The sequence below is a fragment of the Microbispora sp. NBC_01389 genome, from assembly GCF_045040095.1.
Taxonomy (GTDB): Bacteria; Actinomycetota; Actinomycetes; order Streptosporangiales; family Streptosporangiaceae; genus Microbispora.
This window is the reverse complement of sequence record NZ_CP109552.1, coordinates 242,559-256,193: the sequence shown is the minus strand read 5'-3', so window position 1 is coordinate 256,193 and position 13,635 is coordinate 242,559. Positions and strand designations below refer to the sequence as shown.

Below are 13,635 nucleotides of genomic sequence, written 5' to 3'. Positions count from 1 at the left end.
GCTGACCCGGTGAGGATTCTCCACGTCAGCGACTGCTACCTGCCGCGGCTCGGAGGCATCGAGGTGCAGGTCGCCGATCTCGTCAGGGCGCAGCGTGAGGCGGGTCATCAGGTCGAGGTGGTGACGGCGACGCCGGGGGAGCCGCTGCCCGGTGTGCACCGGGTGGTCGCGAACCTCCCGTTCGACCTGCCGGTGCATCCGCGCGGGACCGGCCACCTGCTGCGGATCATGGCGAGCGGGCGGTACGACGTCGCGCACGTCCACACCGGGGCCGTCTCGCCGTTCGCGTGGATGGGGGTGCGCGCGGCGGTGCGGGCCGGGCTCCCGGTGGTCGCGACCGTGCACAGCATGTGGGACCCGGTCACCCGGGGGATCTACCGGGCGCTGCAGGGCGCCTTCGGCTGGCGGCGCTGGGGGCTGGTCGTCAGCGCGGTCAGCGAGGCCGCCGCCCGGCCCATCCGCGAGGTGGCGGGCCCGCGCGTGCCGGTGCAGGTCGTTTCCAACGGGCTCGACGTGACCTCCTGGCGGCCCGGCCCGGACGGGCCGGTGGACGGGCCGGTGGACGGGCCGGTGGGCAGGGCCGTGCACGTGGTGGCGGTAGGCAGGCTCGCGCCGCGCAAGCAGCCGCTGCGGCTGCTCAAGCTGCTGGAGGCGGCGCGCTCGCGGGTGCCGGGAGAGATCGTGATGCGCGCGACGATCGTGGGGGACGGTCCCGCCCGCGGGCGGATGGAGCGTTATCTGCGGGAGCGGCGGATGGGCTGGGTGTCGCTGCCGGGCAGGTACACCCGTGAGCAGATCAGGGCGTTGCTGGCGGCGGCCGACGTGTTCGTCGCCCCGGCCCCGCGCGAATCGTTCGGGCTGGCCGCGCTGGAGGCCCGCGCGGCGGGGGTGCCGGTCGTGGCACGGGCGCAGAGCGGGGTGGCCGACTTCGTCAGGCCCGGCAAGGAGGGCCTGCTGGGCCGTACGTTCGACGACCTGGTGGCCTCGGTCGTCCGGCTGACCCGCGACTCCGCCCTGCGGCAGTCGATCGCCGAGCACAATCGGGAGACCGAGCCGGTCAGGTGTTCCTGGCCCGCGGTGCTGGAGGGCTTCGCCCGCTGCTACGAGCTGGCCAGGGGCTGACCGGGGGCGTGCTCAGAACGGGAGGACCCTTCCCGAAGGGGTGCGCAGGTCGACCGGGGCTGGCGTTCTCGGCGGCCGCGGTCGCTGCACGATCTGCACCTTCTTCATCCGGCCCTCCTTTCGGCGGTGTCCGCTCGGCTGGTGCCGTCATGATTCCCATGATTTGGTCAGGATTACCCTCCATGCGTCAGTTCTTGTTCTTGTAACATGCGCGGTCCGGTCACCCCGGCGTCTCCCGGTGCCGTGTAGGGCCTGGCGCGGACTGGGGCCTCGGGGGATGTGAACGCTCACTCGGCAGGCGGCTCAAGATCTATCTGATAAGAGCGGGGTGCTCGATTTGGCGGCGATTAGCGAGCGTCGTCTCGATGTGCTGTTCCATGGCCCGCGCACGATCGTGATCACCCTGCCGGGCGCTGGCGGAGGCGAGATTGCGAACCACCCGCAGCACCGCGCCCGCGACTTCCTGCAGATGCGTTTCGCGGTGCCAGTTCGCGCTGAGCGGGTCGAGACCGAGGACATTCAGCATGGCCCGGGCCGAGCGGCATTCCCGCACCGCCCTCTCGCGGTCCCCGGCGGCCAGGGCGGCGTTGCCGTCCGCCACCGCCGCGTGGACGGCGGCCAGAGCCTGCGGCACGTTCAGGTCGCTGTCCATCGCCGCGCTGAACTGCGTGGGAAGGGGGGCGGGAAGGGGGACGGACGGGGGAGCGGCGTCCGAGCCCGCCCGCACCACGAACCTCTCGACGCGCCGGTAGGCCGCGGCCGCCTCGTCCAGGGCGTCGACGCTGAATTCGACCGGAGACCGGTAATGGGCGGCCGCCAGGTAATAGCGGAGTTCGGCCGGCCGTACGCGGTCGAGCAGGGCCGGGAGGGCCAGCGGGTTGCGTAGGTGTTTACGCACTTTCTCGCCGCCCTGGGTGACCGGGCCGTTGTGCAGCCAGAATCGCGCGAAGGCGTCTCCCGCGGCGCGTGACTGGGCCATTTCGTTCTCGTGGTGCGGAAATATCAGATTGACTCCGCCGCCGTGGATGTCGAATTCCGTGCCGAGATACCGGCGGGCCATCGCGGAGCATTCCAGGTGCCATCCCGGGCGCCCCTCGCCCCAGGGCGAGTGCCACACCGGCTCGCCTGGTTTGGCGCTCTTCCACAACGCGAAATCGCGTGGGTCGCGTTTCCCGCGTTCGTGTTCCTCGGCCGCCCGAAGATGCCGGGCCTGCTGCCGGGAAAGGGACCCGTAGTGCGGATAGGAGTCGACCGAGAAGTAGACGTTGCCGTCGGCCTCGTAGGCGTGCCCGGCCGCCACGAGTTCCTCGATCATCTCGACCATCTCGGGAATGTGCCCGGTCGCCCGAGGCTCCACGCTGGGAGGAAGGCAGCCCAGGGCGGCGTAGGCGCGTACGAAGGCGCGGTGCACGGGATCGGTGATCCGCCACCACGGAATTCCCTCGGAAAGCGACCTGCCGATTATCTTGTCCTCGATGTCGGTGACGTTCCGGCAGAGCAGGACTTCATATCCGCTGCTTTTCAGCCAGCGGTGCAGAATATCGAAGTTCACCTGCGACCTGAGCTGTCCCACGTGCGGTGGAACGACGACGGTGGGGCCGCAGAGATAAATCGACACCTTTCCGGGAATTCGGGGGACGAAATCGCGGACGGCGCGGCGATGCGTATCGTAAAGGCGAAGACCCACCTAGCCGAGGGTAAGCGACTAATCCGCTCGCTGTCGATAGTGCGGGCCGACTCGGGTTCGCACACCGGGAAATGTCGATTGTGAGGGTGTGCGCGGGTGGGGGAATAAGGACGTCTCGCCCGCTCGTTGCCGCTGCCATGGAGCCGACGAAACGGGGCCGTGTCCGGGTGGAGCCGACGGCCAAGCGCGTGCGCGTCTATGCCGAGGGACTGCCGGTGGCCGACACCACCCGCGCCCTGCTGGTCTGGGAGGGTCCCTACTACCCGACGTACTACTTCCCGGTGGAGGACGTCCGCATGGACGCGCTCAAGGCCACCGGCGAGACGCGGCACTCGCCGAGCCGGGGCGACGCGCCGGTCCACGACGTGGCCGGCAGGCCGGGCGCCGCCCTGGTCCATGGCGACGACGCGCCGCTGGCGGAGATCCGCGGGCACGTCCGCTTCGAATGGGACGCGATGGACAACTGGTTCGAGGAGGACGAGGAGGTCTTCGTGCACGCCCGTGACCCCTACACACGGGTGGACGTCCTCGCGAGCTCGCGCCACGTCCGCATCGAGGTGGGCGGCGTCACCGTCGCCGACTCGCGCGGCCCGCGCATCCTGTTCGAGACCGGCCTGCCCCCGCGCTACTACCTGCCGAAGACAGACGTACGGCTGGACCTGCTCCGCCCGTCGGAGACCGTGACGCGCTGCCCGTACAAGGGGCGGGCGGAGTACTGGTCGGTCGGCGAGGACGAGCCGGGCAGGGACCTCGTCTGGTCGTATCCCACCCCGCTCCCGGAGTCACAGAAGATCGCCGGCCTGGTCGCCTTCTACGACGAGAAGGTGGACGTCTACGTCGACGGCGTCCTCCAGCCCCGCCCGAAGACCAAGTTCTCCTGACCCCGCCGGTCAGCTGTGCAGGCCGAACGGATTGAGCACGGAAACTCCGGTGCCCTCGAAATCCTTGACGTTCCGGCTTACCAGGGTCCAGCCGTTCACTCTCGCCGTGGCCGCGATCAGGCCGTCCGCGGTCGGCAGTGTCCGTACGGCGTTGAGCCGTCCCCACTCCTCGGCCACCTCGGGAGTGATGGGGACGATCCGGTCACCGAACTGACGGAGCAGGGCGTGCAACCAGCGTTCGAGCACCGCCGCCTGGGCGGGGTCGTTGCGCCTGCGGAGTTCGACCCCGCAGCGAATCTCGCCGATAGTGAGGCTGCTCAGATGCAGCGTGGGACCGTGTGCGGCACCGATCCAGTCCCTTACGGCGACGCTTCCGTTACGCTTGCGCACCTCTGACACCACGTTGGTGTCCAGCAGATAACCGGCTGCCATCAGCCGAGATCCACCTCTCGCGGCAGGTCCTTGTTGCGAGGGAACTCGGTGTCGTCGTTCCAGTCGGGATCCGCGAGGAGGAAGTGGGTCAAGTCGGGAGCGTCCCCATGCAGGCGGCGATATTCGGCGATGTCGATGACCACCGCGACCTCCTCACCGTGCCGGGTGACCACCTGGGGGCCCTCGTCCAGCGCGCGGCGCACCACTTCGCTGAATCGTTGTTTCGCCTCCTGCACTTGCCAGGCGGTCATGGCGTGCTCCTGTCTAGTCTGTCCAGACTGAATTATAGGAGCCGGCGGGCGGCGGCGCGGTCGATGCGGAGGCGTTCGATCAGTTCGGCGGCCGGGTCGGGGCGTTCGAGATCGAGCAGGGCGGTCAGCAGGTGACGGGGGGCCAGGTCGCGGCTCCCGGTCGGACTGGCGCCGACGGCCCGGTGGACGGTGGCGCGGGCCGCCGTGGTGAGCGTGCCCACGGACAGGGCCGGATGCCGGCGGGGCCCCGCCGACGCCGGGAGGTCCGCGACGTGGACGCCGATGGCCTCCAGGGCCTCGCTGTCCATCCCGTCGAGGGCGGCGCGGGCGTCGTCGAGGCCCGCGCCGAGGGCGCGGGCGGGCTCGGCCGCGGGCTCGGCGAGCAGGCCGAGCAGCAGGTGCTCGGTGCCGACGCGCCGGTCTCCCCGCCGCCTGGCCTCCTCCAGGGCCGCGGTCACCACCCTGGCGAACGGGCTCTTCTTCGTGAAACGTCCGAGCATCGCGTCCTCACTTCCCGTACTTCGCGTGCGCCGACTGCCGGGACATCCCGAGGGCGTCCCCGATCTGCTCCCACGTCCAGCCCTGTTCGCGGGCCCGTGCGACGGACGCCGCCTCGACCTGCTCGGCCAGCCTGCGCAGGGCGGTGACCGCGCGCAGTGCCACGGCCGGGTCGGCGCTCGCCACCCGCTGAGAGAGAACTTCGGGATCCATGCCTGTCAGTCTGCACTGACACGAAGGTCAGTGTCAATTCAGACTGACAGGCCGCTCGGTTTGGTGTCGCCGGCGTCCGGTCAGCGGCGGATGACGTGCAGGACGCTGGCGATGCGCTCGGCGGCGGTGACGACGTCCGAGGCGTGGCCGATGCGGCCCGCCCAGGACAGCCAGTACCACCACTCTCCGTCGCTGGCGTTGGACGCCAGCACGTCCTCGGCCATCGTGGGCTCCATGGGGTTGATGACACGCAGACGCGGGTAGAGGCCCGCCGGCGCAGTCAGGCGTACCTGGAACGAGTGGGCCTCCAGTTGGGCCGCGAGCCGCTCCAGATGGTCCATCGCCGCACTACGGTCTACCGTCGTCATCGTCGCCTCCGGGGAACGTCAGGACCTATCACCGGAAAGGGTGAACCCGCTACGACACACCGGCAATCGTCCGGATCCCGCGAAACCGTGCAATAACCAGGGAACTCACCCCGATTCCGTGGAACAGACGCGGGTTCCCGGCCACGAACGCATAACAGTCGCGGGGGGTTGGGTACCTGCTCCTTTACGTTGGGGAAACAACCGTAAACGGGGACTCTGCACAAACGGAGGGCGTGTCCATGGCCCGCGGAGAGCACTCACCCGCTTGCGCGCGACGCTGGCGCGAACAGGCGCAGATTCGGCAGTGGACGCTGTGGCAGACCGTCCAGGCGATCCACGGGTGCTGTGGTGTCAGCCTGCTGAAGGCCCACCGGCTCGGGCGCGGCTGGTCGGCCCGGCAGGCCATCGAGGAGCTGGAGCACCTGTGTGACCAGCAGGACCTCGGGCACCCGCACGCGAGCATCGACCTGCTGAACGCCTGGGAGAACAACCGCGCCCGCCCGCGCCCGCAGACGATCGACCTGCTGGCCCGCTTGTATCGTGCCAACGCCGTCCGGCTCGGCCTCGCCGCCGACTACTGCGAGGACACGGGCGGGCAGCGGATCGTCGTGGTGGGGCCGGGCCAGACCGGCGAGCAGGCCCGTACGGAGGACCTGACCGCCGACGACGCCGAGCGCCGGGCGCTGTTCCACCAGGCGATGCTGCTCGGCACGCCGAACGGCCGGTTCTTCGCCGAGGTCGAGGGCATCCGCCACGAGCTCGACCGCACTCTCGCCATGGGCACGGTGAACGAGGACCAGCTCGACCGGCTGGACGAGCAGGTCCTGCGCTACCGCCGCGAATACATGACGACCCCGCCGATGCCGATGCTCTGCCGGGTCATGCTGGAGATCTCGGACGTGCGCCGGCTCAGCGCCGCCCGCCAGCCGTCCTCGGTGCAGCGCCGCCTGCTCACCGCGACCACGATGCTCACGCTGCTCGCCGCCGACGCGCTGATGAAGCTGGGCGACACGCGCCAGGCCCACACGTGGTACGGCACCGCCCGGGCCGCCTCCGACGACGTGGGCGACCTGCGGCTGCGCGCGCTCGTCCGCGCCCAGCAGACGATGCTCCTGTACTACTACGGCGACCTGAACGAGACCGTCCGGCTGGCCCGCGAGGCGCGGATGCTGGCCGGTTCTGCGCCCAGTTCCCCGGCGGCGCTCGCGGCGGCGGCCGAGGCCCGCGCGCTGGCCAGGATGGGAGACGGCAAGGCGGCCAGGATCGCGCTCGCCGAGGCCGAGCAGATCTTCGCCCGGATGCGCGGCATGAGCCAGGACGACCTCGCCTTCGTCTTCACCGAGAAGCGGATGACGTTCTACCGCACCGGCACCCTGATCGAGCTGGGGGACGCCCAGAAGATCAAGGGGATGGACACCTTCCCGCCGGGCTTCCAGACGATCGACCCGGCGCTGATCCTGCTCGACCAGGCGAGCCATCTCGCGAGGAGCGGCGACCACGAGGAGGCCTGCCGGATCGCGGCCGAGGCGCTGCGGCAGGTGCCGGCCGAGCACCGCACCTCGATCGTGGTCACCCGGGCCAGGGCCCTGCTCGCGGACGCCGACCCCTCCCTGCCCGCCGTACGGCGCCTGCGGCAGGTGCTGGCCGAGTCGTCGCCCGCGCTCGTGCTGAGCGGGCTGTTCCCGTCCGCAGAGAACGCCTGACGCCGTCGTGGGGGCCTCCGGCATGAGGATCATGGAACGCCCGTCGCTGGCCGAGGAGGCGTTCGAGGTCCTGCGCGAGGTCTGCGCGCGGATCGGGGTGGACGCGCGTGGCGCGCAGCTCATGCGGCTGCGCAGCAACGCCGTCTTCAAGCTGCGCGCGAACGCGCCGGGCTGGGACAGGGCAGGCGACGGCAGGGCAGGCGGCGGCAGGGCAGGCGGCAGGGCACGCGGGCAGACGAGCGGGGAGATGGTGGTGCGGATCGCGACGGCGCCGGACGCGCTGACCCGCCTGCCGGTGGTCCTGGCGGTCGCCCGCTGGCTCGCCGACCGGGGCTTCCCGACCGTGCGGCCGGTCGACGAGATCCCCGGTCAGCCCATCGTCCACGAGGGACGGGCGGTGACCTTCTGGCGGTACGTCCCCTCCCGGGGCCGTCCGACGACCCGGCAACTCGGCGGGGTGCTGCGCAGCCTCCACCGCGAGCCGGTGCCGCCGATGGGGCTGCGGACGCTCACCGACCCGCTCGCCGAGGTGCGGCACGCGGTGGAGCAGCGGGCCGAGGTGCTCACCCCCGGGCAGCGGTCCTGGCTGAGCGACCGCATCGAGGAGCTCACCGGGCGCTGGCGCGACCTGGACACCGGTGCGCCGGTGCTGCTGCACGGAGACGCGTGGATCGACAACCTGCTGCGCTGCCAGGACGGGCACGTGGTGCTGTGCGACTGGGACGGTGTGGCCGTCGGGCCGCGCGAGTGGGACCTGGTGCACACCTATCACGGGCAGCGCCGGTTCGGGCTGTCGACGGACGACGTGGACGGCTTCGCCCACGCGTACGGCTCCGACCTGCGGCAGTGGCCGGGCTACGGCACGCTCATGGAGGTGCGGGACATGTACGCCGTGGGCATCCACATCCGCAACGCCGCCGGAGACCCGTTCTCCCGGCAGGAACTGCCCCGCCGGCTCGACTCACTCACGCGCGGTGACGGCCAGGCCCGGTGGTACATGGCGGCACCGGCATAGCCTCAGGTAATCGCGGGTACTGTCCGTACAGGCTGTGAGTGTCGCAGTGGACGATTACCAAAAACGTGGTCTGTGAAAAGCGCACCCGGGTTGTCCCCGGCGGCGGGCGTGCGTGCCATTCCAGCGTCCCACGCGGATGGGCGACGATTCCGCTACGCAGCCTCATGCTCCCGACCTGGGAACATGGTGCGGCTTCCAAGAAGGAGAAGCAGTTGTCTGAAGGCACTGTCAAGTGGTTCAACTCCGAAAAGGGCTTCGGTTTCATCGCTCCGGACGACGGCACCCCTGACGTGTTCGTTCATTATTCGGCGATAACGTCGAACGGTTATCGTTCGCTGGACCAGAACCAGAGAGTCAGTTATGTGACCGTTCAGGGCACCAAGGGACCGCAGGCCGAACAGGTCACGCCGCTGTAGATCGTGACTCGCGGTGACGGTTCGGCCGTGATCGGCCGCACCGGCGGTACCTCGTCGGCCCGCGCCGTTCCGGCGGCGCGGGCCCGATGTTTTGCCGTTCCTTTGCCGGGCAGCGGGAACGGTCATGAGACTCAGCATGACCTCCGACCTCTGGTGGAAGAACGCGGTCGTGTACTGCCTCGACATCGAGACCTTCGCCGACGGCGACGGCGACGGGATCGGCGACTTCCGGGGCGCGATCCAGCGCATCGACCACCTGGACAGGATGGGTGTCACGTGCATCTGGCTGATGCCGTTCTTCCCGACCCCTGACAAGGACGACGGGTACGACATCACCGACTTCTACAACGTCGACCCGCGCCTGGGGACGCTCGGCGACTTCGTCGAGTTCATGCGGGTGGCCAGGGACCGCGGCATCCGGGTCATCGCGGACCTCGTGGTCAACCACACCTCCGACCAGCATCCCTGGTTCAAGGAGGCGCGTTCGAGCCGGAACTCCCGCTACCGCGACTGGTACATCTGGTCGGACAAGCCGGAGCCGGACGACCCCGAGGGCGTGGTGTTCCCCGACAAGGAGGACAGTCTCTGGGAGTACGACGAGAAGACCGAGCAATACTACTACCACCGGTTCTACCGGTTCCAGCCCGACCTCAACACCGCCAACCACGAGGTGCGGGACGAGATCTCCCGCATCCTCGGCTTCTGGATGGAGCTCGGCCTGTCGGGGTTCCGGGTGGACGCCGTGCCGTTCCTCATCGAGCAGGTCACCAACGACGGTGACGACCTGCCCGACCCGCACGAGTTCTTCGCCTGCCTGCGGGCCTTCCTCAGCCGCCGCGACGGCAGCGCGATCCTGCTCGGCGAGGTCAACCTGCCGTACCCGGACCTGGTGAAGTACTTCGGCCACGACCTCGGCGACGAGCTCACCATGTGCTTCGACTTCATCAGCATGCAGCGGACGTACCTGTCGCTCGCGCGCAAGGACGCCCGGCCGCTCGCCGCCGCGCTGCGGGAGCGGCCCAATCCGCCGAGGGACAGCCAGTGGGCGACGTTCATGCGCAACCACGACGAGCTCACGCTCGACAAGCTCAGCGACTCCGAGCGCGAGGAGATCTTCGCGGCGTTCGGCCCGGACAAGGACATGCAGGTGTTCGGGCGTGGTCTGCGGCGCCGCCTGCCGCCGATGCTCGGCGGCGACCGGGAGCGGATCAAGATGGTCTACAGCCTGCTGTTCTCCCTGCCGGGCACACCGGTGCTCTTCTACGGCGAGGAGATCGGCATGGGGGAGAACCTGGAGCTGGAGGGCCGTCTCGCCGTACGGACGCCCATGCAGTGGACCCCCCACCGCAACGGCGGCTTCAGCGAGGCCGACCCCGCGAAGGTCGGCATGCCCATGACGAAGGGCGACTTCGGCCACGAGAAGGTGAACGTCAGCGCGCAGGAACGCGACCCCGACTCGCTCCTGGCGTGGATCACCCGCCTGATCCGGCACTACCGCGACTGCCCGGAGTTCGCCTGGGGGAAGTACACCGTGCTCGACACGGGCGTGGACGCGGTGTTCGCGCACCGCGCGGACTGCGACGGCGAGACGGTCGTCGCCGTGCACAACCTCGGCGACGCCGAGACCGAGGTGGAGCTCACCCTGGAGGGGCTCGACTCCTCGAAGGTGCTGACCGACCTGCTCGTGGACGGCCGGGTCGAGATCGGCGACTCGGGCCGGGCCGGCTTCCCGATGGGCCGGTACGGCTGCCGCTGGTTCCGGGCCTCCACCCCCGAGACCGCCCCCGCCGACTCCGCGGACCCTTCCTAGGGGACGCCTCAGGGGCGACTCCGGTGGATCTCCGATGGGCCGCCGCCATCCCCATGGCCACAGTGATGAGTCATGGGGATGGTCCTGGGATACGCGCTGGTCGCCGCCGGCTCCGCCGTGATGTTCGTGCTTCACCTGACGGCCGGGCTCGACCCGCTGCGGGACATGATCAGTGAGTACGCGTTCGCGCCGCACGGCACGTTGCTGCCCGTCTCGCTGACGCTGCTCGCGGCCGGCTCCGCCGTGCTCGCCGTACGGCTGGCACGGCTGGACCGGCGCGCGGCCCTGCTGGTCGGCCTGTGGAGCGGCTGCCTGCTGCTGGTCGCCGGGTTCCCGACCGACCGGCCCGGGCTGTCGCTGTCGGTGGCCGGGGGCATCCACCGCTACGCGGCGTTCGCCGCGTTCGTCAGTCTTCCGCCGGCCGGGCTGCTCGTGGCCAGGGCCACCCGCTCGCGGCCGGTCCGGCTGCTGTGCTCGGCCGCGCTCGGGTCGCTCGTCCTGGTGGTCGTGCCGTACGCCCTCCGCGCGCTGGGCCTCGACCCCGGCATGGTGCCCGCCGGTCTCACGCAGCGCCTGACCGTCGTGTCCGAGATCGCGGCGCTGCTGGTGATGGCGGCCTCGGCCGCCTCCGCCGTGTCAGCTACCGTGTCGGCCGCTGTGTCAGCCGCCGCAGCTCAGGTACGCGAAGGCGCCGGATCGGACCTGGTAGGAGTCGCGCACCCGGGTCCGGCCCGTCTCGGTGTCGACCCTCAGGACGGTCACCACGTCGCGCGAGCCCCGCACCCGGACGAGGTGGAGGGTCACCTCGTGCCCGCCGGTCCAGTCGATCATGTCGAGCGAGGCGTCCTTCGGCAGCGAGAAGCCGACCGAGCCCGTCGACTGGTCGGTGGCGACGTCGTAGAAGTGCAGCCTCGCCTTCTTGCCGAGGCCGGTGACGAAGGCGACGGTGCGGTCGTCGGCGGACAACGCCCACGGGCCGTTGTTGGCCACGATCTGGGGCGGGACGGCGGCGGCCAGTTCGGCGCCCGTGTCGTCGTGGACGGACAGCCCGATGGTGTTCGCGTCGCCGGCCCGCTGCAGGAGGACGGCCGAGCCGTCTCCGCTGAAGCCGGAGAACGCGTCCGTCTTCGGGGTGGTGCCGGTCGCGCTCGCCCGCGCCACGTCGAACAGGCGCACCCGGGTGCGGCCGTCCGCGGTGGTGTAGCCGAGGGCCAGGCGGTCGCCGTCCTGGGAGAGCTTCAGCCAGGCCGCGTTCATGCCGACGCCGTGCGGCAGCGGATTCCTCGGCATCACGCGGACCTCACCCTGAACCCCGCCCTGGACTCCACTGTGGAACTCGCGTACGACGAGCCGGTGGTCGGACCTGCGGAAGTAGGCCACCGACTCGCCGTCGCCGCTCACGGTGAGCGGGGCGCTGTTGGTCCTGTCGGGCCTGCCCTTGGCGGTCAGCGGCCACAGCATGGCGTCCTTGAGCGCGACCCGCCTGCCGTCGAGCAGGTCCAGCCGCCAGGTGTGGCAGGGCGTCGTGGTGCCGTCCTTGCGCGGGCAGGAGTCCACCGACGCGTAGCGGATCATGTGGTGGCCCGTGTGGCGGGGGGTCCGCGCCTGCGTGGCGGCTGTGGGGGCGGCTGTGGGGGCGGCTGTGGCGCCGGCGGGTGCCGCCGCCGGGATGGTGAGTGCCGGAACGGTCAGCATGGTCAGGGCGAGGCCGGTCAGCCCTCGTGTGATCGGCCGGGTGGGGTGCTGCATGATCATCTCCTCTCTGGGATGTCATGCATTGGACCCGCCCGGGACCCGGCCGGTTCTGTCACGTGTTGATATCGGACTGCCGGTGGTCGAGGGTCTCCAGCGCGTCCTCGACGGCACGGTGGAAGGTCGGATACGCGTACATCATGTGCCGCAGCCGCGCGGTGGGGATCTCGTTCTGCACCGCGACCACGAGCGCGCCGAGGACCTCGCCGCCCGCCGGGCCGCTGCTGGTGGCGCCGACGAGCACCCCGCGCCGCGCGTCCTCGACCAGCTTGACCAGGCCCTCGTGCCCCGGCCCGTGGATCCAGCCCCGGGCCGAGTCGCCGAGCGCGGCGAACCCGACCCGCACCTCGACGCCGGCCTCCCCGGCCTCCCGCTCGGTCAGGCCGACCGCGCCCACCTCCGGGTCGGTGAACGTGACGCGCGGCACCGCGCGGTAGTCGGCGGCGGGCCAGCCCTCGCCGAGGATGTCGCGGGCGGCGATCCTGCCCTGGTAGACGGCGACGTGCGTGTAGGCTCCGCGGCCGGTCACGTCGCCCACCGCCCAGACGCCGTCGGCGGCCCGCATCCGCTCGTCCACCTCGACGAAGCGGGCCTTCTCGTCCAGGCCGGCGTTCCCGGCGCCGATCGCCGCCAGATCGATGTCGCGCCCGGTCGCCACCAGCAGGTGCGCGGCGCGCAGGGTCCGGCCGTCGCCGAGCGTCAGAGTGAAGCCGGTGCCGTCGTGCCGCACCCGCTCGACGGCGACGCCGACGCGCGTCTCGACGCGTTCCCCGGCGAACACGCGGGCCAGCAGCGCGCCCGCCTCCGGCTCCTCACGGGGCAGCAGGCGGCCGGCGCCCTCCACGATCGTGACCCGGGCGCCGAACCGGGCGAAGACCTGGGCGAGCTCGCATCCGACCGCTCCGCCGCCGAGCACGATCAGCGACTCGGGCACCCGCCGCGCCACGACGGCGTCCCGGTTGGTCCAGTACGGCGTGCCCTCCAGGCCGTCGATCGGCGGAACGGCGGGCGTGGTGCCGGTGGCGACGACGATCCCCCGGCGGGCGCGCAGCCGGCGGCCGTTCACGGTCACCTCGCGCGGGCCGGTGATCCGGCCGCGGCCGCGTACGACCTCGACTCCGGCGCTCTCGAAGTGCTCGGCCTTGCCGGCGTCGCTCCAGTCGTCGGTGCCCTCACCGGTGATCCGGTCGATCACCGGGGCCCACGCCGGGGTCACCCGGACCGACCCGGCCACGCCGGGCACGCGTCGGGCCTCGGCCAGCAGATCGGCCGCGCGCACCATCATCTTCGAGGGGACACAGCCCCAGTAGGCGCACTCGCCCCCGATCAGGCCGGCCTCCACGGCGGCCACGCCGAGCCCCGCCTCCGCCAGCCGTCCCGCGACGCCCTCGCCGCCGGGTCCCATGCCGAGCACCACAACGTCGTAGGCGCCGTCTGCAGTCATGCCCGTCCGCTGCCCCCGGAAGGCCACAGCTCACCCGGCACCA

14 protein-coding genes and 1 pseudogene are annotated in these 13,635 nt (G+C 71.0%); 7 read left to right on the top strand and 8 right to left on the bottom strand.

All coding sequences use genetic code 11. The features are described 5' to 3' along the window. Window positions 1–9: 9 nt before the first annotated feature. Window positions 10–1,122: a glycosyltransferase family 4 protein gene (locus OG344_RS01230; protein WP_405086584.1), complete on the top strand. Its 1,113-nt coding sequence runs from the start codon at window positions 10–12 to the stop codon at window positions 1,120–1,122. 310 nt (window positions 1,123–1,432) lie between these two features. On the opposite strand, the gene cysS is transcribed toward OG344_RS01230, so the two are convergent. After that, window positions 1,433–2,809 carry a cysteine--tRNA ligase gene (gene cysS / locus OG344_RS01225; protein ID WP_405086582.1) on the bottom strand — a complete coding sequence of 459 codons (1,377 nt, stop codon included), beginning with the start codon at window positions 2,807–2,809 and terminating at the stop codon, window positions 1,433–1,435. Window positions 2,810–2,946: 137 nt separating this feature from the next. On the opposite strand from cysS, the gene OG344_RS01220 reads away from it, so the two are divergent. Then, window positions 2,947–3,690, top strand: coding sequence for a DUF427 domain-containing protein (locus tag OG344_RS01220; RefSeq protein WP_405086580.1), 744 nt, complete (start codon window positions 2,947–2,949; stop codon window positions 3,688–3,690). Window positions 3,691–3,699: 9 nt separating this feature from the next. On the opposite strand, the gene OG344_RS01215 is transcribed toward OG344_RS01220, so the two are convergent. From OG344_RS01215 to OG344_RS01195, 5 genes are all read right to left on the bottom strand, one after another. Further along, complete coding sequence (locus tag OG344_RS01215; protein WP_327047389.1) at window positions 3,700–4,122, bottom strand: type II toxin-antitoxin system VapC family toxin; 423 nt, start codon at window positions 4,120–4,122, stop codon at window positions 3,700–3,702. Continuing rightward, window positions 4,122–4,373, bottom strand: a complete 252-nt coding sequence (locus OG344_RS01210) for a type II toxin-antitoxin system Phd/YefM family antitoxin (protein WP_327047388.1) — start codon at window positions 4,371–4,373, stop codon at window positions 4,122–4,124. The genes OG344_RS01215 and OG344_RS01210 overlap by 1 nt, the downstream gene beginning before the upstream one ends. A gap of 32 nt (window positions 4,374–4,405) precedes the next feature. Then, window positions 4,406–4,873 (bottom strand): Clp protease N-terminal domain-containing protein, encoded by a 468-nt coding sequence (locus tag OG344_RS01205; RefSeq protein WP_405086579.1) that lies wholly within the window; start codon window positions 4,871–4,873, stop codon window positions 4,406–4,408. A 7-nt stretch (window positions 4,874–4,880) separates the two neighbouring features. Next, on the bottom strand, window positions 4,881–5,084 hold the full coding sequence (locus tag OG344_RS01200) for a hypothetical protein (protein WP_327047386.1): 204 nt from the start codon (window positions 5,082–5,084) through the stop codon (window positions 4,881–4,883). Window positions 5,085–5,164: 80 nt separating this feature from the next. Continuing rightward, complete coding sequence (locus tag OG344_RS01195; protein WP_117408619.1) at window positions 5,165–5,452, bottom strand: hypothetical protein; 288 nt, start codon at window positions 5,450–5,452, stop codon at window positions 5,165–5,167. A gap of 239 nt (window positions 5,453–5,691) precedes the next feature. Between OG344_RS01195 and OG344_RS01190 the strand changes: the two genes are divergently transcribed. The 5 genes and pseudogenes from OG344_RS01190 to OG344_RS01170 all read left to right on the top strand — a co-directional run. Continuing rightward, a complete protein-coding gene (locus tag OG344_RS01190; RefSeq protein ID WP_327047385.1) occupies window positions 5,692–7,155 on the top strand; it encodes an XRE family transcriptional regulator in 1,464 nt (487 codons plus the stop codon). A 31-nt stretch (window positions 7,156–7,186) separates the two neighbouring features. Continuing rightward, on the top strand, window positions 7,187–8,170 hold the full coding sequence (locus OG344_RS01185; protein WP_405086578.1) for a phosphotransferase enzyme family protein: 984 nt from the start codon (window positions 7,187–7,189) through the stop codon (window positions 8,168–8,170). A 212-nt stretch (window positions 8,171–8,382) separates the two neighbouring features. After that, window positions 8,383–8,586, top strand: a complete 204-nt coding sequence (locus OG344_RS01180) for a cold-shock protein (RefSeq protein WP_405089030.1) — start codon at window positions 8,383–8,385, stop codon at window positions 8,584–8,586. Window positions 8,587–8,722: 136 nt separating this feature from the next. After that, window positions 8,723–10,396 carry an alpha-amylase family protein gene (locus tag OG344_RS01175; protein WP_405086577.1) on the top strand — a complete coding sequence of 558 codons (1,674 nt, stop codon included), beginning with the start codon at window positions 8,723–8,725 and terminating at the stop codon, window positions 10,394–10,396. Between the two features lie 72 nt (window positions 10,397–10,468). Beyond that, window positions 10,469–10,954 (top strand): annotated as a pseudogene (locus OG344_RS01170) (DUF998 domain-containing protein); the annotation flags it as partial. Between the two features lie 102 nt (window positions 10,955–11,056). Here the strand turns inward: OG344_RS01170 and OG344_RS01165 are convergent. Together OG344_RS01165 and OG344_RS01160 are read right to left on the bottom strand one after the other, a co-directional pair. Next, window positions 11,057–12,145, bottom strand: coding sequence for a hypothetical protein (locus OG344_RS01165; protein WP_405086576.1), 1,089 nt, complete (start codon window positions 12,143–12,145; stop codon window positions 11,057–11,059). Window positions 12,146–12,203: 58 nt separating this feature from the next. Then, window positions 12,204–13,592, bottom strand: a complete 1,389-nt coding sequence (locus OG344_RS01160) for a dihydrolipoyl dehydrogenase family protein (RefSeq protein ID WP_405086575.1) — start codon at window positions 13,590–13,592, stop codon at window positions 12,204–12,206. Between the last annotated feature and the right edge of the window lie 43 nt (window positions 13,593–13,635).